Below are 19,019 nucleotides of genomic sequence, written 5' to 3' on the forward strand. Positions count from 1 at the left end.
CGCGGTGATCATCTACACGAGCGGCACGACCGGCCCCCCCCAAAGGCGCCGAGCTCACCCACTTCGGCATCTACATGAACACGACGGTCTCCGGCGCGCGCATCCCGATCCGGCCCGACGACGTGGTCCTGGCCGTGCTGCCCTTCTTCCACGTGTACGGGCTCACGAGCGTGCTGAACATCTGCGTCCGCCACGCCTGCACCATGGTCCTGCTCCCCCGCTTCGACGCCGCCGCCGCGCTCGACCTGGTGGAGCGCCACGGGATCACCCGCATCTCCGCCGTGCCGACCATGCTGATCGGCATGGTGGAGGACCCCGACACCGGGCGGGACCTCTCGTCCGTGAGCCAGGTGGTCTCCGGAGGCTCGGCCCTGCCCCAGGAGGTGCTGCGGCGCTTCGAGGCGAAGTTCCCGCGGGCGACCATCCTGGAGGGGTACGGCCTCTCCGAGTCGACCAGCTCGGTGGCGGTGAACGTCTCCCGGGAGGAGCGCCGCGTCATGTCCATCGGCAAGCCGCTGTGGGGCACCGAGTGCCGCGTGGTGGACGCGGAGGGACACCTGCTCGGCCCCGGGGAGGACCAGGTGGGGGAGCTGCTCTTCCGCGGCCCCACCATCATGAAGGGCTACTACCGCAACCCCGAGGCCACGGCGGCCACCCTCGTGGACGGGTGGCTGCGCACCGGGGACATGGGGTACCGGGACGAGGACGGGTTCATCTACGTGGTGGACCGCAAGAAGGAGCTCATCCTCCGCGGCGGGTACAACGTGTACCCCCGCGAGGTGGAGGAGGTCATCGCCACGCACCCGGCGGTCTCCGAGGTGGCCGTGGTGGGGCGTCCGCACCCCTCCCTCGGCAGCGAGGTGGTGGCGGTCGTGAGCACCCGGCCGGGCATGAGCGTGACCCCGGCGGGGGTCATCGAGCACGCCAAGGTCTCCCTGGCGGCGTACAAGTACCCGCGCGAGGTGGTCGTGGTGGACAGCCTCCCCAAGACCGCCACCGGCAAGATCCGCAAGCGGGACCTGGCGACCACGCTGGCCGAGCCGGCCTCCCCCGAGTCGCACTCCGCGACGCCGTAGCCGCCCGCGACGACGGCCGCGCTTCCCTGTCCTCCCCTCCTGGGAGAATCGGGAACGTGGCCGTCCCCTCCCCCCTTCCCCTGCGTAACGGCGTCAACGCGACCCGCCTGCGCCTGCCCGCCTCCGGACCCTGGGCGTCCGTCCAGGAGTACGTCCTGGACCGCTTCGGCCACGTGGACCCGGACGGCATCCGGCGGCGCTTCGCCTCCGGGCAGGTCGTGGCCGCGGACGGCGCCCCCATCCCGGCGGACACGCCGCTCGGCGTGCACGACGACCTCTGGTACTACCGGGACGTCCCCGACGAGGCCCCGCTGCCCGTGACGCACACGCTCCTGCACCGCGACGAGCACCTCGTGGTCATCCACAAGCCGCACTTCCTGCCCACCACCCCGGGCGGCCGCTTCGTCCAGGAGACCGCGCTGGTGCGGCTGCGCAACGAGCTCGGCCTCGATGACCTCGTGCCCCTGCACCGGCTCGACCGGGCGACGGCCGGCGTCGTGATGTTCTCCGCGAACCCGGCCACCCGCGGCGCCTACCACCTGCTCTTCGAGCGGCGGGCCGTGGCCAAGACCTACGAGGCCGTGGTGCTCCTGCCGGAGGCCCCCGACGACGGCGCCCGTCGCCCCGGCGCCCCGGCGGACCCCGTCCTGGGGCGGTTCCCGCTGACCGTGCGCAGCCGGATCCGAAAGGACAAGGGGATCCTGCGCTCCGTGGTGGAGGAGATCCCGCCGGCCGCCTCGGGACGCCGGGCGGGCGCGCCGGTGCGGATCCGGCGGTCGAACCGGCCCCACGCCGGGGCGAACGCCGAGTCCCGGGTGGAGCTGCTGGGCGTCGGCGTCTCCGCCGGGACGCTGGCGGGGCGGCGCGTGGCGCACCTGCGGCTCACCCCGCGCACGGGGCGCACCCACCAGCTGCGCATCCACCTGGCCGCCCTGGGCCTGGGCATCGCGTTCGACCCGTTCTACCCGGACCTGCTCGACCTCGCCCCGGACGACGTCACACGGCCCCTGCAGCTGCTCTCCCGGTCGCTGCGCTTCACGGACCCGGTGACGGGCGAGGAGCGGGAGTTCACCTCCCCCGCCGAGCTGCAGGAGCGACCGCGGTGACAGGCGGGGACCCGGCCGCCCTGATGGACGCGCTCGGAGCGTGGTTCCACCCGCTCACCGCGCTCCTCGTGGCCCTGGACGCCCCGATCCCGCCCGTCCCGTCGGAGGTGGTGGTCATCGGCTCGGGGGCGCTCGCGGCCGAGGGCCGGGTCTCCCCCGTGGCCGCGGTGCTGGCGGCGTGGCTGGGCTGCTGGGCCGGGGACGTCGGCCTCTACGCGCTGTTCCGCCACGGCCTCGCCGACCGCCTGGACCGCTGGGCGTGGTGGCGGCGGATCCACCGGGGGATCCGGAGCCTGCTGGTGCGGGTGGGCCCGGCGGGCAGCCTGGCGGGGCTGTCCGTGCTGCGGTTCGTCTCGGGCGGGCGGACGGCGTCGATGGCGGCGGCCGGGATCGGCGGGATCCGCTGGCCCGTGTTCCTGTGGCTGTCCGGGGCAGGCTCGCTCGCGTGGTCCGGGTCCATGGTGGGGCTCGGCTGCATCACCGGCCGGGCCACCGGCCTGCCGTGGTGGGCGTCCGCGGTGGTCGGCATGGTGTTCGGTACCCTTGCAGGGTTGATGATCGCGGGGATCATGGCCCACCGTCGCCGGGGCCGGAAGGGGTGAGCATGCAGGACGCGTCCTCCGAGTCCCGCGCCGCCCTCGAGCGCCTCCGGGGCGCCTCGGCGCCCCGTCCCGACGACGACGCGACGCGTGCCCCCGCCGCGCGCCCCCGCCGCGCCCTGGCCGCGCCCGGGGAGATCTCCCGCCGCGATCTGCGCCGTCACGAGCGCGCCCTGCGCTCGGGCCGACCCGAGACCGCCGCCGAGCGCCGCGTGCGCGAGGACCGCCGCGCGGACGTGCACCGCGCCATGGACCGCCTGCGCACTCCGGGCGCTCCCGCCGAACAGCGCCCACGCCGGGACCTCAGCGAGATCCTGGACCGCCTCGGCAGCCCGGACCTCGCCCGTTTCGCCGATCCGCTCGTCGGCACGGTCGAGCGCATCCTCCCCGCCCCGGGGCGGGACCCGGAGAAGGCCGCGGAGGCCGCACGTCGCCGCGCTGCAGCCGAGGAGCGCCTGCGAGCCGGCCGGGAGCGCGCCGCCGAGGCCGCCCGTCGCCGGGCCGCCGAGCACGAGCGGCTCGTCGCCGAGGCCGCCGCCGCGGCCCAGGCCCGCGATGCCGCCCAGGCTCGCGACGCCGCCGCCCTCCAGGCCCGCCTCGACGAGGAGGCCCGCCGGGCCCAGGCCGCGCGGGTGGCCCGCCGCCGCCGCGAGGAGGAGAAGCAGCGCCGTCGGCGTGAAGCCGATCGGCGCCGTCGGGTGGCGGCCGAGGAGAAGGCCCGTGCCGCCGTCGAGGCGGAGGCCCGCCGCCGGGAGCGGGAGGAACGGCGCCGCCGGGAGGCGGAGGTCGCCGCCGAGCGCGCCCGAGTGCAGGCAGAGCGGCGGGCCCGCGAGGAGGCCGCGCTCGCCGAGCGGGAGCGGCTGCGGCTCGAGGCGGAGGCGGAGGCGGAGCGCCGTCGGCAGGCGGCCGAGGCCGAACGCCGTCGCCTCGAGGCCGAACGCGTCGAGGCCGAGCGGCGCCGTCGGGCCGAGGAGGCCGAGCGGCGCCGTCGCGAGGCGGAGGAGGCCGCCCGCCTCGAGGCCGAGCGACGTCGTCGCCAGGCCGCACGCGTCCGCGCCCACACCGTGCTGCACGCCGAACGCGCCCTCGCCCAGGCCCGGCTCCTCGAGGACCGCGCCCGGGAGGCCGAGCGCCGTGCGGCGGAGGACGCCGCCCGCCGCCGTCGCGAGCACGAGGAGCGGGAGTCCCGCGCGCTCGCCCGGGCTGCGCGCGAGCTCGAGGGCCCCGAGGTCTTCCCGGCCGCCGCCGACCGGCCGCTGCTGTCCGACCCGGAGGAGCGGCTCACCGATGAGGAGCTGTTCGCCCGGGCCCGGGTGGCCCTGCCCGAGTGGCGGCGGCGGCAGCGGCTCTCCACGAAGGCGCAGGCAGTCCAGGCCGAGGCCACCGCCCACTCCTCGGCGGGGCCGGTCACGGGCGCCCTTCCCCTGATCCCCGGCTACACCCCCGCCCCGCCCGAGGAGCCGGCCGGCTCACCGACCCGCGCGGACCGGCGCGGCCAGACGCTGCTGACCGTCGCGTGGGCGCTGTTCGTGCTCTCCGGTGCGTGGGGCCTCGGTCTGGCCGGCCGCGTCCCGGGGCTCGGCGCCCTCGATGCCGGCGCGTACCCGCTCACCGCCGACGGCCGACACGGCCCCGGCGCGAGCGTGTTCGGGCTGTCCCCGCTGCACCCGGCGATCTGGCCGGTGCTGTGGCTGCTGACCGGGATGTACGTGCTCCGGCAGTGGGGGCCTGGCCAGGGCGCGTCGCCGCGGCACCGCCGCATCCGGGGCGCGGTCGCGGGGACCCTGCTGGCGCTGGCGCTGTGGTTCCCCCTGGCCGTCCTGGCCCCCGGGGGCCTCGACGTCGTCCCGTGGCTGCTCGCCCTGGTCCTCATGCTCCGTGTGGTCCGGCGGCTCGGCGCCCGCCCGGCGGCCCGCCGCCTCGCACGGGTGGCCGAGGACGGCGCGCTCGGCGTGCTGCTGGGCACCCTCCTCGCCGGCGCGCCCACTGCGGTGGGCGCCGCCCTCCACGCCTGGGGCGTGCACGTCGACTGGTTCCCGACCGAGCTGCTCGCCCTGCTGGTGCTGATGGCCCTGCTGCTGGCGGCCCTGCGCCTCGTGCTCGGTGGGCGCGGCCGCCTGGGTGTGGCCCTGGGCATGGCCTGGACCCTGCTCTGCCTCGCCCTGCCCCGCCTGCTGCCCAGCCCGCTCGGGGCGCAGCAGAGCGCATGGGTGGGTCTCGCGGCCGCCTTCGGGGCGCTCCTGCTGGTCACGGCCGCGGCCGTGCGCCGCTCCTGGGCCCGCCAGATCGAGCGCGACGCCGCCCGCCGGCCGCACCCGGCCGGCGCCTGAGCCCGGCCCCGTTCAGCGCCCGGGCCCAGCGGGCACCGGGACCCACCGACCGCCGTCGCGCCGGAGCACGTCCAGCCGGCCCGTCACGGCGACGCCGGACACCGCCTCCGCCATCCGCCGCGCCACCTCGGCGGCCTCGGCGTCCTCGCCGGCCCGGTGCGAGCCGTGCACCGTGAAGCGCAGCACGATCCGCGGGACGCGCGCCACGACCTCGATGTCCTTGGCCGCGAGCACGTGCGAGGCCTGGACGGCCGCCTCGGCCAGGTCCATGACCTCGTCGGGCCGGTGGCCGGGCAGGAGGTCGCCGATCTGCAGGCGGGCACGGTAGGAGGGCATGGGCCCAGGGTAGGGGTGGCCGCAGCAACGGTGACGACTTCCCTCGTCGCACGGGCCGGGCCCCTTCCGCCCGCCGCGGACGCGTGCCCTCCCGTGTCCGGACCCGCTCGTAGGGTGGGGCGCATGACTCAGACCGCCACCCCGCAGACCGACGCCCCCGCCGTGCCCGCGATCTTCGAACCGATCGAGATCAACGGCGTGCGCGTGCGCAATCGCCTGATCCTGCCGCCGATGTGCCAGTACTCGTGCGAGGCGCGCGACGGCGTCCCGCACGGCTGGCAGTTCCAGCACCTGGGCGCCCGCGCGGCCGGCGGCTTCGGGATCGTGGTGGCCGAGGCCACCGCCGTCACACCCGAGGGGCGCATCTCCCCGTGGGACACCGGCCTGTGGAACGACGAGCAGCGGGACGCGTGGGCGCCGATCGCCGAGTACATCGCCTCCGAGGGCGCCCTGCCCGCCATCCAGCTCGGCCACGCCGGCGCCAAGGCCTCCACCGTCCCCATGCACCCGGGCGCGCCCGCCGGGCAGCCGATCCTCGAGGGCCCCGACTCCTGGGAGACCCTCTCCCCCTCCGGCGTGGCCACCAACTCCATGGAGATCCGCACCCACGCGATGCGGGTGGACGAGATCCGGGAGACCGTCCAGGCCTTCGCCGACGCCGCCGAGCGCGCCGACCGTGCCGGCTTCGGCGCCGTGCAGCTGCACGCCGCCCACGGCTACCTCATCCACCAGTTCCTCTCGCCGCTGACCAACACCCGGACCGACGAGTACGGCGGGGACTTCGAGGGCCGCACCCGCTTCCTCAAGGAGGTCGTGGCGGCCGTGCGCGAGGTGTGGCCCGCGGACAAGGTCCTCGGCATCCGCATCTCCGGCTCGGACTGGATCGAGGGCGGCTGGAGCATCGAGGAGACCGTCCGCCTGGCGCAGGAGCTGCAGGGGCACGTGCACTGGTTCGACCTGTCCTCCGCGGGCATCGGCGACACCTACGAGGGCCCCCAGGGCCCGGGCTATCAGGTGCCGCTGGCCACCGCCGTGAAGGAGGGCACCGAGGGGATCGTGGTGTCCGCCGTCGGCTCGCTGACCGGCGCCGAGGAGGTCGCGGCCGTGGTGGACGAGGACCGCGCCGACGCCGTCTGCGTGGGCCGCGCCGCCCTGGCGAACCCGAACTGGCCGACCGCGGCCGCCCTCGCGCTCGACGTCCCCTCGGAGCAGGTGCCGATGGCCCGGCAGTACTTCCGAGCCAAGTGGTGAGCGGAACACGCGGGACCCGGTGTGCCCCCGGCGCGGAACTCCGGTAGAACAGAACCATGAGCGTGCGCACCCCCGACCCGAATCCGGGCTGGCTGTCCGACGAGGACCTCTACGAGGCCCGGCGCCGGCTGCCCATGGTGTATGTGGAGGCCATCCCGGTGCGGCTGGACTCCCTCGGCTACGTCACCGAGATCGGCCTGCTCTACGTGGCGGACGAGACCGGTACGTTCCAGCGGACGTTCGTCTCCGGCCGTGTCCAGTATCGGGAGACCATCCGCGCCGCGCTGATGCGCCACCTGGAGAAGGACCTCGGCCCGCTCGCCTTCCCGCAGCTGCCGCCGTCGGTGGTCCCCTGCACCGTCGCCGAGTACTTCCCGGCGCCGTCCGAGACCGGGCTGACGGACGACCGCCAGCACGCCGTGGCCCTGGTCTACGTGGTGCCGGTGACGGGTGAGTGCCAGCCGCGCCAGAACGCGCTCGAGCTGACCTGGCTCACCCCCGAGGAGGCCCTCGGCGAGGACATCCAGGCCGAGTTCATCGGCGGCCGCGGGGACCTGGTGCGCCAGGCCCTCGCCCACGTGGGATGGGGGCGCTGAGCATGGCACCGGTCGTCGGCGGCTACCTCCGCCATCTGAAGTCCCAGGACGTGCAGCCCGGGGACAGCTTCCTGACCCGCCGCGGCGAGCCCGCCCCGCCGGTGGCCTCGACCCGGGTGATGCGGGACGACTTCGGCACCCCCGCGCTCGTGATCGCCACCCTCGAGGGCGGCCGCGAGGTCAAGATCGCCCACGGCTCCGTGATCCGGGTCCGCACGGACCGCCCGGAGGAGCGCAGGGCCGTCCCGGACACCACCTTCTCCCCCGTGGACGCGGGCTCCCCGAGGAGCGGATCGTCGCCGTCGGCAAGCGCCACCTCGAGGACACCGAGCTGACCGCCACCGCGGCCCGGCTCTCGCACGGGTTGAACCTGCGCTCCGGCTCCCAGCTGGAGGACGTGTTCGGCATGGCCGAGCGGCTCTACCTGCTGCACGAGGACACCGAGGGCACGCTCGCTACCCTGGGTCTGCTGACGAACCTGCCGTGGGACGGGGCCGTGGGGCGGTGGAAGTCCATCCAGGCCGCGCTGTCCCTGGCGTCGCTGATCCTGCGCGAGGAGGGCGAGCACATCGCCGCCGCCAACCTCGGCCGGCGCCTGCTCGAGGCGGACGAGGTCCCCTCCGAGCCGGGCCGGGCGGCCCGGGTGCTCGAGGTGCGCCAACGCCAGCTCAACGAGCCGCCGCTCTACGACCGGGAGATCTCCCGCGCCCTGCAGGCCCGCGACGCCGAGGCCGAGTATCAGTGGCGCCGCGCCCGGTTCGACCAGCTGCTCTACCTGCGCGCCCGCGGCGGCTCGGAGACGCTCACGGACGCCGACCTGGATTCCCGGATCGCCCGGGAGCTCGGCACGCTGCGCACCCTCGCCGACGAGCTCGAGGCGAAGGCCGCCACGCGCCGGTGAGGCCCAGCCGCGGGACGGGCGTCGGGAGCCGGCCCCGTCCCCGGTGACACGCCCTCCGGGGTCCGGCTCGTGTGGCGCACCTCACTCTCCAGCCCCTGCCGGGGCTATGCTCCCGGCATGACCGGCTCCGCACCCGCCCAGCTCCGCCCCCTCCGCGCCACGGACGCGCCCGCCGTCCTGGCGGCCTTCCACGCGGGCACCGTCGGCATGGCCGATCCCGCAGAGGTCACCGACGACGCCTCCGCCCGCGCCTACGTCGACGGACTGGTCCAGGCGGAGGGGACGGACGCCGTCGCCGTGGTGGAGCGCGGGACGGACACGCTGATCGGCCTGGTCGCCGTCGTGCGCGACGAGGCGCACGGCACCGGCGCGCTCACCGCCTGGCTGCATCAGGGCTGGCGCGGGGACGCGATCATGTCGCGCGCGGCGACCACCGTGACGGACGCCGAGCTGGCCGAGGGCGGCCTCGAGCGGATCGAACTGGCCCACCGGGCGGACAGCCCGACGGCGGGGGCCGTCGCCCGGGCCGCCGGGCTCCGTCACGAAGGCACGCAGCGCGGCCGCCTCCGCGCGGGCGGGCGGCGGCTCGACGTGCACCTCTACGGCCGGCTGGCCGCGGACCCGCTGCCCGAGGAACGCGTCCGTCCCCTGCCGTGGGCCTCCGACGCCCGCCCCTGGGCCGACCGCTGACCGCGACCCGCCCCCGACGACGCCCCACGACGCCGTCACGCCCTCCCGGCCCGATGCCCCGCTAGTCTGCCGAGATGACCACCCCGACCGGCGCCGTCCCGAGCCCGCACCCTCGGCCGTTCCTCCTCGTCCAGACACGCCCCGAGGACGACGCCGCGGCCGCCGAGGTCGAGGCCGTCGAGCGGCTCGGCGGCTACTCGGAGGGCCGGCTGCGCGTGCTGCGCCTGGACCGCGCGGTGCAGCAGCCGGCCGCGGCCGACGGCCTGGACTGGGAGGCGGAGCTCGCGGACGTCGCCGCCGTGATCCTGCCCGGCAGCCCGTTCACGGGCACCGATCCCGAGGAGACCAAGTCCCCCGTGCAGCGCGCCGTGGAGGCGGAGCTGGGGCGGATGCTCGACGTCGTCCGGCGCCGAGACCTGCCGTTCCTCGGCTGCTGCTACGGCGTCGGCACACTGGGCCGGCACGCCGGCGGCGTCGTGGACAACGCCCATGGCGAGTCGGCCGCGCCCGTCGAGGTCACGCTCACCGACGAGGGCGTCGCCGATCCGCTGCTGGCCGGGGTGCCGCGCACGTTCGCGGCGTACGTGGGCCACAAGGAGGCGATGAGCGCGCTGCCGCCCGGCGCGGTGCTGCTCGCCGCGGGCGCCGACTGTCCCGTGCAGATGTTCCGGCTCGGCACCCGCCAGTACGCCACCCAGTTCCACCCGGAGCTGGACCAGGCCGGGATCCTCGAGCGCCTCGAGATCTACTGCGACCACGGGTACTTCGCCCCGGGCGAGTACGAGCCCACGGTGGCGGGGCTGGCCGCCGTCGACCCCGAGCACCCGCGCCGGATCCTGGCGAACTTCCGCACGCTGTTCGGCTGAGCCGCCCGGCCCACCCCGTAGCGTGGCCGCATGGACACGCACCGCGCCACCGCTTCCCTGCCCTGGATCGACGGCCCCGCCGTGCGCGCCGCCCTGAGCCCGCGCGCCGCCGTCGACGCGCTGGAGGCGGCCCTCGCCGCCGGCCTGGACCCGGAGGCCGACGCCCCCCGCACCCGCGTGGCCACCGCCGCCGGGCAGCTGCTGCAGATGCCCTCGACGCGCGGGACCGAGGTCGGCACCAAGCTGGTCACCCTCACGCCGGACAACCCGGAGCGCGGACTGCCCGTCATCCAGGGCGTCTACGTGCTGTTCGGCGCCCCGGGCGCCCCCGGCCAGGCCCCGCGGGCCGTGCTGGACGGCGTCGAGCTCACGGGCCTGCGCACCTCCGCGGTGTCCACGCTCGGGGTGCGGCTGCTCGCGGACGCCTCGCCCCGGCACCTGGTCGTGTTCGGCACGGGCGTGCAGGCGTGGGAGCACGCGCTCACGTTCCAGGACGTGTTCGGGCTGGAGCGGGTGTCCGTGGTGGGCCGCGACGCCGACCGGGCCGCCGCCCTGGCCGCGCGCATCGAAGCGGAGCTGGGCGTGACCGCGAGCACCGCGGACTCGGAAGCCGTGGCGGAGGCGGACGTCGTGGTGACGTGCACGGCCGCGACGGCCCCGCTGTTCGACGGGACGCTCGTGCCGGAGCACGCGACGGTCGTGGCGATGGGCTCGCACACCACGGACGCCCGCGAGACCGACGACGCCCTGGCCCGCCGCGCGACCGTGGCGGTGGAGTCGCGGGACTCGGCCGCCCGCGAGGCCGGCGACGTCACCCTCGCGATCGACTCCGGCGCCCTCGCCGGGATCGAGGACACGGTGACGCTGGCCGAGCTCGTGGCCGGGACCGCGCGTCGTCGGGAGGGCGCGCCCGCCCTGTTCGTCACCACCGGCATGCCCTGGCAGGACCTGGTGGTGGCGAGCGCGGTGGCGCGGGAGGTGCTGGGCTGAACCGGGGCGGCCGGGTCCAGCTGCCGGACTGAGGGCGTGTCCCGGCGGCTGACGGCGAGGAGGACGAGGGCGCCGGCGAGCCCGACCAGATTTCTCGCCACGAGCGGGGCGAGGCCGGCCTCCGCGGTGTCGGCCCAGTCGAACACGCCCCGTCTGGATAGAGTGACTCGCGCCACCCTCTTCACTGCAAGGCAGGACACATGATCGACGCACCCCTCGCCCAGCTCGCTGAGACGTACGCCCGTGACGCGCGGCTCGCCTCCACGAGCGGGGTCTCCGCCGAGCCGGAGGCGCAGCTGACGGTCCCGGTCTCCGAGTTCCTGCGCGCGTTCTCCTCCGTCACCGGGCTTGGGGACCTCAGCCTGCTGCGAGAGGCCCAGCTCGACGGCGTGCGCCCGGACTTCGCCGCCCTGATCGACGGTCGCCCCTGCGGATGGGTGGAACTCAAGGCACCCGGCCACACGGTCATCGGAGAGAAGTGGCGCGGCCGGGAGAAGGGCCAGTGGGACCTGCTCTCCCAGCTGGACGCGCTGCTCGTCTCGAACGGAGACGAGATCGCCCTCTATGTCTCCGGCTCCCTTGTGGACACCGCGTTCCTGCCCATCGACGGCGTCGCAGGCTGGGACGCAGACCGCCTGCGCACCGTCCTGGAACAGTTCACCCTGGCCCAGCCCCGGCCGATCACCCGAGTGGGCCAGCTCGCGGACCGCCTGGCCCCGCTGGCCCGCTTCCTTCGAGAGCGCCTCCAGGAAGGCCTGTCCAACAACTACCGCTCGGTGCGGGAGGCGAAGGCGGCCTGGGACCACACGGTGCACCACACGACCACGGACGCCCAGTTCGCGGGCGACGTCGCCCAGGTGGTGGCCTACTCCATGGCCATCGCCGGTCTCTCCGGCCAAGCGGACCGGAACGCCGACGGCGTGGTGACGCTCGAGGAGGCCAAGCACGCCTTGGAGACGGCCCACCGCAATGTTCTGGCGGCGTCCCTCGGACCGATCATCGGCATCCCGGCGCTCATGGAGTACATCGCCCCGGAGGTCGGGGCCATCATGCGGCTGGTGTCCAGCATGGACGTGGCCGCCATCGAGCGCTCCACGGACTCCCGTGGTGAGCCGTGGCTGTGGTTTTACGAGGACTTCCTCCAGCGCTACGACCCGGCCGCCCGTAACCGCGCGGGTGTCTACTACACGCCGATCAGTGTGGTGCAGTGCCAGGTGCGCGTGGTGGACGCGCTGCTGCGGGAACGTTTCGGTCAGACCCTGGGCTTCGGTGCCCCCTCGGTGGTGACGCTGGACCCCGCGACGGGCTCCGGCACCTACCCGCTGGCGGTCATCGACCGCGCGGAGGCAGCGGCCCGGGAGGAACGCGGCCCGGCGGGGGTGGCCCAGGTGGCCAAGAACCTCACGAAGAACCTGCTGGCCTTCGAGCTGCTGCCCGGCCCATACTCGGTGGCGCACCTGCGCATCGGCCAGCGGCTCGCTGAGGCGCAGGGTCACGCCTTCCAGGCGGAGGAGATCGGCGTGTACCTGACGGACACCCTGGAGGACCCCTCGGCGGGCATGGCGGAGGGGCTATTCGGCGACGCGCGGGTCCTCGCCGAGGCCGCCGAGGCGGCCCGCCGGATCAAGCGGGACCGGCGCATCACCGTGGCCATCGGCAACCCGCCCTATGACCGGGTGACCTCCGGCACCGGCGGCTGGGTGGAGCACGGGGACGGCGAGGACGCGCTGTTCGACGACGTGATCGGCCCCGCCCAGGAGCAGGGAGTGATCTTCTCCGCCCAGGCCTCGCTGTACAACCTGTACGTGTATTTCTGGCGGTGGGCCATCTGGAAGGCGTTCCAGCAGGACCCCGGGGACCAGGCGATCATCTCCTTCATCACGGCGTCCTCGTGGCTGACCGGCCCGGCCTTTGTGGGTCTGCGCGATCTGGCCCGTCGGACGGCCAGTGAGATCTGGGTGATGGACCTGGGCGGCGAGGGCCGCGGGGCACGCCAGGAGGAGAACGTCTTCGACATCCAGACCCCGGTGGCAATCGTGACCTTGGTGCGCACCGGCAAGGCCGCCCGGGAAGCGTCCGTGTACTACCGGCGCTTCCGGGGCACGCGCGCGGAGAAGTTCGCGGCCCTGGACGAGGTGGCCCGGTTGGATCCCGACGACGGCACATGGGAGTGCCTGCCCGGTGGGGCGGGCGACCCCTTGGCACCGGCCAGCGGCGGGGAGGACTGGGCGGCGATGCCCGCCCTGGCGGACCTCTTCCCCTGGCAGCAGCCCGGGATCAAGTACAACCGCGCCTGGCCCGTGGCCCCGGATCAGGACACTCTGCAACGGCGGTGGCGAGAGCTGTTGGCTGACCCGTCCGCGGACGCCCGTGCGGAGAAGTATGTGACGGGCCACTCTGGGCGCACCATCCACACCGCCGTGAGCGGCCTGACCCCCTTGGCGGCGCTGCCCGCCGACGCTGAGCACCGGCCGATCACACGGGTGGCGTGGCGCTCCTTCGACCGCCAGTGGACCTTCGACGATCCTCGATTGATCAACTTGGAACGCCCCGCTTTGTGGCAGGCGCTCTCGGACCGCCAGCTGTTCTTTGTCTCCCCCAAGACGGCCCGCATCAGCGGTGGCCCCGCCGTGACCGTGGCGACGGCGGTGCCAGATCTGCACTACTTCGTCGGCTCCTACGGCGGCAAGGACGTCATCCCCCTCTACCGGGACGCTGAAGCCGCCCAGCCCAACGTCACCGGCGGGCTGCTCCCGCTGCTGGGGGAGCGCTACGGCCGAGAGGTCACGCCGGAAGACCTGGCCGCCTACGTCATGGGCATCGCCGGCCATGACGCCTACGTCCAGCGGTTCGACGAAGCCCTCGAAGGCAGCCCCGTCCGCGTGCCGCTGACGGTCGACCCGGCCCTGTTCGCCCGTGCCGTGGAGCTGGGTAAGCGTCTGCTGTGGCTGCAGACCTACGGGGAGCGGTTCACTGGTGTAGACCGCCCCGCCGGCCGCGTACCCCGCATTCCTGGCCTGGGTTGGGAAGCCCCCGTGACGGCCTTGCCTGCCTCCCCGCGGGCCGTGTCCTACGACCCTGCAACCCAGCGGCTAAAGGTGGGGGACGGCGTCGTCACCGGCGTGAGTCCGGAGGTCAGGGCCTTCGCCGTGTCCGGCATGAACATCCTGGACAAGTGGCTCGGCGCCAGGACGGCCACCGGCATCGGCCGCGCCGCCGGCAAGGCAGCCACCCCGCTGGACCGTATCCGCCCCACCGAGTGGGCAGACGAGTGGAACGACGAGCTGCTCGATCTGCTCCGAGTGCTGACCGAGACCGTGTCACTGGGCGGTGACCAGGCAGACCTCCTGGACGAGATCCTCGCCGGAGACCTGATCCCGGCGAACGAACTCCCCGAACCGACCCCGGCCGAACGGAAGGTTCCCAAGACGATCAAGCGGGACCCCGGTTCCGAGCAGCGTGGGATGTTCTGAACGCCGGAGACGACGGAGGGGCGAGACCTATGCGCATCTGTTACCTGGACGAGTCGGAACAGCAACAGGACGGGGTCTACTACATCGGAGCCCTCGTGGTCACCGCTGAGCAGATTCGCTCCATCGACCGGGACCTCGATGCTCTGCATGCCCGACTCCACGAGGCGCACCCGGGCTCGGTCCCGGCCGGTCTTGAGTTCCACGGTCATGCCATATTCCAGGGAAAGGAGGGCTGGGCGGAACTGAAACCGGGCGTACGGGCGTGGGCGAGTCAGAAAGCGGTGGAACTCATCTGCCGTCACTCACCGTGGTTCGGCCTGCAAGGAGTAGACGTCGACGGACTCCGTCGACGTCGCGGCTGGGAGGCCGCAGAACCTCACGTCGTTGCCTCCAGTCATCTCCTCAACCGCGTCCACCGGCACAGTCGGTTGGTCTCTGAAGGACTCCTAGTCATCGCCGACGACCACCACCTCCGCGAGGACAGCAGGACCGCGTACCACCGGATGCGTTCGAGAGCCGTGCAAGGGCTGAGCGATGGAAAACTTCACCACCTGTTGGACACGATGTACTTCGGCCCGTCCAACCGCAGTCGCTTGCTGCAGGCCGTGGATATGCTCACCTACTTCGAGCAGCGGAGGCGCCACATCCAGGAGGATCACCGGGAGGCGGCGCGTCGCATGAAGAACATCGGTGCCTCACTCGATTCGGTACTCGAGCATTCGTACGTATGGCGGCCCTGACCCAAAGACACACGAAGCCCCCGCACTGAGGCGGGGGCTCGGTTGGACGGAAGACGCCTTACGGCGCGTCCCGTGTTGACTATCGTACCCCTCCCACCACTCCAGGGACAGTGCCCGTCCGTCTCCATGACTACCCTGAACCTATGCCCTCCCCCGAGTCGCCCTCGCCCCCATCCCAGCAGGCCCCCGCGCATCCCTCGCAGTTCGGCTTCGAGGTGACGCACCGGCTGGAGACCGGCGGCGCGGACGGCGCCCCGCTCGGGCGTACCGGCGTGATCACCACGCCGCACGGGCGGATCCAGACGCCGGCGTTCATCCCCGTCGCGACGCAGGCCTCGGTGAAGGCGGTGCTGCCCGAGTCCATGGCGGAGCTCGGCGCGCAGGCGCTGCTGGCCAACGCGTATCACCTGTACCTGCAGCCCGGTGACGACCTCCTGGACGAGGCCGGCGGCCTCGGCGCGTTCATGAACTGGCCCGGGCCGACCTTCACGGACTCGGGCGGCTTCCAGGTGATGAGCCTCGGCTCGGGCTTCAAGAAGGTCATCGACATGAAGGGCCCGGGCGCGCCCGAGGGGCAGGGCGCCGACGACGCCGTCGCCCCCGGCAAGGAGCGCCTGGCCAACGTCGACGACGACGGCGTCTGGTTCAAGTCCCACCTCACCGGGGACCGGCACCGGTTCACACCGGAGGTGTCCGTGGGCATCCAGCACAACCTCGGCGCGGACATCATGTTCGCGTTCGACGAGCTGACCACCCTGCACAACTCCCGCGGCTACCAGGAGGAGGCGCTCGAGCGCACCCGCCGCTGGGCCCAGCGCTGCCTCGACGAGCACGCCCGCCTCACCGGGGTCCGTGCTTCGCGGCCGTACCAAGCGCTGTTCGGCGTGATCCAGGGCGCCCAGTACGAGGACCTGCGCCGCAAGGCCTGCCGCGACCTCGCGGCGATGCGGGCCGAGTTCCCGGCCGCGGGGGAGCTCGACGGCGTGACGTCCGGCTTCGACGGCTACGGCGTCGGCGGGGCCCTGGAGAAGGAGAACCTCGGGACCATCGTGGGCTGGTGCGCGCAGGAGCTGCCCGAGGACAAGCCGCGCCACCTGCTCGGCATCTCCGAGCCCGATGACCTGTTCACCGCCGTCGAGAACGGCGCCGACACCTTCGACTGCGTCTCCCCCACCCGTGTGGCCCGCACCGGCGCGTTCTACACCCGCGACGGGCGCTACAACCTGCCCGGGGCGAAGTACCGCCGCGACTTCGGGCCGCTGGACCCCGAGTGCGACTGCTACACGTGCGCCCACTACTCGCGCGCGTACCTGCGGCACCTGTTCAAGGCGAAGGAGATGGTGGCGCACACGCTCCTCTCCATCCACAACGAGCGGTTCACGGTCTCGCTCGTGGACCGGATCCGCGCGGCCATGCAGGATGGCACGCTCGCCGAGCTCAAGGCCGAGACCCTCGGCCGGTACTACGCCCCGAAGGGCTGAGGGGTGCTGGGTGCGCCGGCACGCTGCGGGGGGAGCCAGCACGCTGCGACGGGCGCGAGCCAGACGTTTCTGCTGTTCTGAGGGGGCTGTCACGACCGATTCGTCTGGCTCGGCGCCGCTCGGACGCGTGGAAGACGTGAGCCAGACGATTCAGCGGCTCCTGCACAGGGCCGCCGGCCCGGCTCGCCCTCCACGGCCCTCGCGGTCGCGGCACCGGGTCCGCCCGTGGAAGGGGACGCTGGCGGCATGGTCGCCCCTCCTCCGCACGACGACGCCGCCCCCGGCCCCGTCTTCCCGGTCGCCGCGGGGCTGCAGGCCGGTCTGACGGCCTCGCAGCTGCGCGGCCCCCGGTTCGACGCCCCGCAGCACGGGCTGCGGCACACCGCCGGGGGTCAGCCCTCACTGGCCGACGTCGTCCGCGCCCTCCAGCGGACGAACCCCGGCACCGCGGCCACCCACGCCACCGCCGCTCGCCTCTGGGAGATGTGGCTGCCGCGGCAGTGGGAGCGCGGCCCCATCCATCTGGCGCGCACGCGGGCCGAGGGCGGGGCGCCGCGCCGCAGCGGCGTCGTCGGGCATGAGCTGCACCCGCAGGACCCCGTGCTGGTGCGTGCCGGGGTGCGGATCACGACGCCGGCCGCCACCTGGGCGGCGCTGGCGCAGCTGGGTCTGCCGTTGGCCGACGTCGTCGCCGCCGGGGACAGCCTGCTGCAACGGGCTGACGGCCCGGCGGGCCGACGTCGTCCCGGCGACCATCCACGGTGCACCGTGCGTGATCTGGAGGCGGAGGTGCTGCGGGTGCGCGGGAGGCGAGGGACGCGGACCCTGCGAGCGGCCCTGCCGCTGCTCAGGAACGGCGCGGATTCGAGGGCCGAGACGCTCCTCCGACTGGCGCTGACCGACGCGGGTGTGCCGGAGCCGGAGGTGAATCCGCTGCTGATGCTGAGCGACGGGTCCACCGTCCGGCCGGACCTGGTGTGGCGGGAGGCCCGCGTCTGCGTGCAGTACGAGGGCGATCATCACCGGACGGACCCGCAGCAGTGGCGCCGTGACATCGAGCGCGACCGCCGGATGCAGGCCGAGGGGTGGATCGTGCTGCGCGTGACCGCCAGCGTCTTCACTCGGCGCGGTCTCGACGCCCTGCTGCGCGACCTCGCCGCCCACCTGCGGCTCCCTCTGCCTGCGTGAGCCAGACGAATCGGCCGCCGAGCCAGACGAATCGGCGGCAGGGGGCGTGCGCACCAGCAGAAATCTCTGGCTCACGCCGCCGCCCCCGCTCGCGTCATCTCACACGAACGCGCCGACCCCCGTGATCTCGCGGCCGATGATCAGCCCCTGCACGGTCTCGGTGCCCTCGTAGGTGTGGATCGCCTCGATGTCCGCGAAGTGGCGGGCCACCTCGTTCTGGATGAGGATGCCGTTGCCACCGAGCAGGTCGCGCGCGTTCGCGGCGATGGACCGCGCGGCGCGCGTCGCCGAGTACTTGGCCATGGACGCCATCGGCCCGGTGAGCCGGCCCTCGTCCTCGAGCCGGGTCGCGCGCAGCACGAGCAGCTGCACCTGGGTGAGCTGGGAGAGCATCTCGGCCAGACGGGTCTGCACGCTCTGGGCGGCGGCCAGCGGCCGGCCGAACTGGACGCGCTGCCCCGCGTACTGCACCGCCGCCTCGTAGCAGCCCATGGCCTTCCCGAGGGCGGACCACGCCACGCCCACGCGCGTGGCGAAGAGGACGCGGGAGGTGTCCTTGAAGGAGCGGGCCTCGGGCAGGACGTCGGCGTCGGGCACGAACACGCCGTCGAGGGTGATGTGGGCCTGGTCGATGGCCCGCAGCGCGACCTTGCCCTTGATGACCTCGGCCGTGTAGCCCTCGGACTCCTGGCGCACGATGAACCCGCGGACCTTCTCGTCCTCGGCGCTGCGCGCCCACACGACGGTCACGCCGCCGGCGGCCCCGTTGCCGATCCACTTCTTGTGCCCGTGCAGCCGCCAGCCGCCGTCGACGCGCTCGGCGCGGGTCTCCAGCGAGACCGAGTCGGAGCCGTGGGTCGGCTCCGTGAGGGCGAAGGCGCCGTAGAGCTCGCCGCGCGCCATGGCCGGCAGGTGCTCGGCACGCTGCTCCTCGCTGCCGCACAGCTGGATCGAGCGCATGGCCAGACCGCCCTGCACGCCCGTCATCGTGGCGATCGAGCCGTCCAGGCGCGAGAGCTCCATCATGGCCAGGCCCGCGGCCACGCGGGAGAGGTCGGGCAGCCCGTCCACGGGGACGCCGTCGCGCAGCAGGTCGGCCTGGCCCAGGCGGGCCACGAGGTCCAGCGGGTACTCGTGACGGTCCCACGCCTCCCGGATCCGGGGCAGCACGTCCGGCTCGAGCGCGAAGGCGCGGGCCCGACGCCACACGTCCTTCTCGGCGTCGGAGACGTCCGCGAGGGCGAGGTAGAAGTCGGTGTCCAGCGGTGTGGCGACGTCGTACTCGGGCTCGACGGTGGGCAGGGTCTCGGTCATGGTGGCCTCCCGGGCGGGGTCGGAGAGATGGGTGTGTCCGCCATCACCCTACACCAACTGACACGCCATCTCACAGAATCAG

At 74.0% G+C, this 19,019-nt stretch carries 15 protein-coding genes and 2 pseudogenes; 15 read left to right on the forward strand and 2 right to left on the reverse strand.

All coding sequences use genetic code 11. From position 1 onward, the window contains the following. Positions 1-50: 50 nt before the first annotated feature. The 5 genes and pseudogenes from POD19_RS13000 to POD19_RS01765 form a co-directional block, all read left to right on the forward strand. Positions 51-617, forward strand: a pseudogene (locus POD19_RS13000) (AMP-binding protein); the annotation flags it as partial. Between the two features lie 69 nt (positions 618-686). Further along, a complete protein-coding gene (locus POD19_RS13005) occupies positions 687-1,076 on the forward strand; it encodes an AMP-binding enzyme (protein WP_228070618.1) in 390 nt (129 codons plus the stop codon). A gap of 56 nt (positions 1,077-1,132) precedes the next feature. Beyond that, on the forward strand, positions 1,133-2,182 hold the full coding sequence (locus POD19_RS01755) for a pseudouridine synthase (protein WP_060775809.1): 1,050 nt from the start codon (positions 1,133-1,135) through the stop codon (positions 2,180-2,182). Continuing rightward, a complete protein-coding gene (locus POD19_RS01760) occupies positions 2,179-2,784 on the forward strand; it encodes a DedA family protein (protein ID WP_144818570.1) in 606 nt (201 codons plus the stop codon). Before POD19_RS01755 ends, POD19_RS01760 begins: the two co-directional genes overlap by 4 nt. Before the next feature lie 2 nt (positions 2,785-2,786). Next, on the forward strand, positions 2,787-5,111 hold the full coding sequence (locus POD19_RS01765; RefSeq protein WP_136940049.1) for a hypothetical protein: 2,325 nt from the start codon (positions 2,787-2,789) through the stop codon (positions 5,109-5,111). 12 nt (positions 5,112-5,123) lie between these two features. Here the strand turns inward: POD19_RS01765 and POD19_RS01770 are convergent, their stop codons facing one another. Then, entirely contained in the window at positions 5,124-5,447 is a 324-nt protein-coding gene (locus tag POD19_RS01770; RefSeq protein ID WP_044659057.1) for a hypothetical protein, read from the reverse strand. Between the two features lie 123 nt (positions 5,448-5,570). On the opposite strand from POD19_RS01770, the gene POD19_RS01775 reads away from it, so the two are divergent. The 10 genes and pseudogenes from POD19_RS01775 to POD19_RS01820 all read left to right on the forward strand — a co-directional run bounded on the left by POD19_RS01775 (position 5,571) and on the right by POD19_RS01820 (position 17,623). Beyond that, on the forward strand, positions 5,571-6,698 hold the full coding sequence (locus POD19_RS01775; protein WP_044659058.1) for an oxidoreductase: 1,128 nt from the start codon (positions 5,571-5,573) through the stop codon (positions 6,696-6,698). 56 nt (positions 6,699-6,754) lie between these two features. Continuing rightward, positions 6,755-7,294, forward strand: coding sequence for an NUDIX hydrolase family protein (locus POD19_RS01780; protein WP_036316089.1), 540 nt, complete (start codon positions 6,755-6,757; stop codon positions 7,292-7,294). Positions 7,295-7,296: 2 nt separating this feature from the next. After that, a pseudogene (locus POD19_RS01785) lies at positions 7,297-8,195 on the forward strand (DUF6707 family protein). 117 nt (positions 8,196-8,312) lie between these two features. Then, entirely contained in the window at positions 8,313-8,885 is a 573-nt protein-coding gene (locus tag POD19_RS01790) for a GNAT family N-acetyltransferase (RefSeq protein WP_144818572.1), read from the forward strand. A gap of 74 nt (positions 8,886-8,959) precedes the next feature. Further along, positions 8,960-9,751 carry a glutamine amidotransferase gene (locus tag POD19_RS01795; RefSeq protein ID WP_020628272.1) on the forward strand — a complete coding sequence of 264 codons (792 nt, stop codon included), beginning with the start codon at positions 8,960-8,962 and terminating at the stop codon, positions 9,749-9,751. A gap of 30 nt (positions 9,752-9,781) precedes the next feature. Next, positions 9,782-10,741, forward strand: a complete 960-nt coding sequence (locus POD19_RS01800) for an ornithine cyclodeaminase family protein (protein WP_020628271.1) — start codon at positions 9,782-9,784, stop codon at positions 10,739-10,741. Positions 10,742-10,941: 200 nt separating this feature from the next. Next, positions 10,942-14,214, forward strand: coding sequence for a type ISP restriction/modification enzyme (locus POD19_RS01805; RefSeq protein WP_205800318.1), 3,273 nt, complete (start codon positions 10,942-10,944; stop codon positions 14,212-14,214). A gap of 29 nt (positions 14,215-14,243) precedes the next feature. Next, on the forward strand, positions 14,244-14,954 hold the full coding sequence (locus POD19_RS01810; protein WP_020624828.1) for a DUF3800 domain-containing protein: 711 nt from the start codon (positions 14,244-14,246) through the stop codon (positions 14,952-14,954). A gap of 143 nt (positions 14,955-15,097) precedes the next feature. Next, positions 15,098-16,435, forward strand: coding sequence for a tRNA guanosine(34) transglycosylase Tgt (tgt, locus tag POD19_RS01815; RefSeq protein WP_144818574.1), 1,338 nt, complete (start codon positions 15,098-15,100; stop codon positions 16,433-16,435). Positions 16,436-16,681: 246 nt separating this feature from the next. Continuing rightward, the gene (locus POD19_RS01820; protein WP_069941307.1) at positions 16,682-17,623 is read left to right on the forward strand and encodes an endonuclease domain-containing protein; all 942 of its coding nucleotides are present in this window, start codon (positions 16,682-16,684) and stop codon (positions 17,621-17,623) included. 99 nt (positions 17,624-17,722) lie between these two features. Here POD19_RS01820 and POD19_RS01825 read toward each other — a convergent pair whose 3' ends face one another. Beyond that, positions 17,723-18,937: an acyl-CoA dehydrogenase family protein gene (locus POD19_RS01825; RefSeq protein WP_340309279.1), complete on the reverse strand. Its 1,215-nt coding sequence runs from the start codon at positions 18,935-18,937 to the stop codon at positions 17,723-17,725. Between the last annotated feature and the right edge of the window lie 82 nt (positions 18,938-19,019).

It is taken from the genome of Micrococcus sp. GPGPB33 (assembly GCF_037853785.1).
In the GTDB taxonomy this organism is placed as follows: domain Bacteria; phylum Actinomycetota; class Actinomycetes; order Actinomycetales; family Micrococcaceae; genus Micrococcus; species Micrococcus luteus.

Excerpts from the sequence above, each read along its gene's own strand:
- POD19_RS13005 (WP_228070618.1), top strand. The coding sequence starts at position 687 with ATGGGGTACCGGGACGAGGACGGGTTCATCTACGTGGTGGACCGCAAG.
- POD19_RS01765 (WP_136940049.1), top strand. The coding sequence starts at position 2,787 with ATGCAGGACGCGTCCTCCGAGTCCCGCGCCGCCCTCGAGCGCCTCCGG.
- POD19_RS01770 (WP_044659057.1), bottom strand. The coding sequence starts at position 5,447 with ATGCCCTCCTACCGTGCCCGCCTGCAGATCGGCGACCTCCTGCCCGGC.
- POD19_RS01775 (WP_044659058.1), top strand. The coding sequence starts at position 5,571 with ATGACTCAGACCGCCACCCCGCAGACCGACGCCCCCGCCGTGCCCGCG.
- POD19_RS01780 (WP_036316089.1), top strand. The coding sequence starts at position 6,755 with ATGAGCGTGCGCACCCCCGACCCGAATCCGGGCTGGCTGTCCGACGAG.
- POD19_RS01790 (WP_144818572.1), top strand. The coding sequence starts at position 8,313 with ATGACCGGCTCCGCACCCGCCCAGCTCCGCCCCCTCCGCGCCACGGAC.
- POD19_RS01795 (WP_020628272.1), top strand. The coding sequence starts at position 8,960 with ATGACCACCCCGACCGGCGCCGTCCCGAGCCCGCACCCTCGGCCGTTC.
- POD19_RS01800 (WP_020628271.1), top strand. The coding sequence starts at position 9,782 with ATGGACACGCACCGCGCCACCGCTTCCCTGCCCTGGATCGACGGCCCC.
- POD19_RS01805 (WP_205800318.1), top strand. The coding sequence starts at position 10,942 with ATGATCGACGCACCCCTCGCCCAGCTCGCTGAGACGTACGCCCGTGAC.
- POD19_RS01810 (WP_020624828.1), top strand. The coding sequence starts at position 14,244 with ATGCGCATCTGTTACCTGGACGAGTCGGAACAGCAACAGGACGGGGTC.
- tgt (WP_144818574.1), top strand. The coding sequence starts at position 15,098 with ATGCCCTCCCCCGAGTCGCCCTCGCCCCCATCCCAGCAGGCCCCCGCG.
- POD19_RS01820 (WP_069941307.1), top strand. The coding sequence starts at position 16,682 with ATGGTCGCCCCTCCTCCGCACGACGACGCCGCCCCCGGCCCCGTCTTC.
- POD19_RS01825 (WP_340309279.1), bottom strand. The coding sequence starts at position 18,937 with ATGACCGAGACCCTGCCCACCGTCGAGCCCGAGTACGACGTCGCCACA.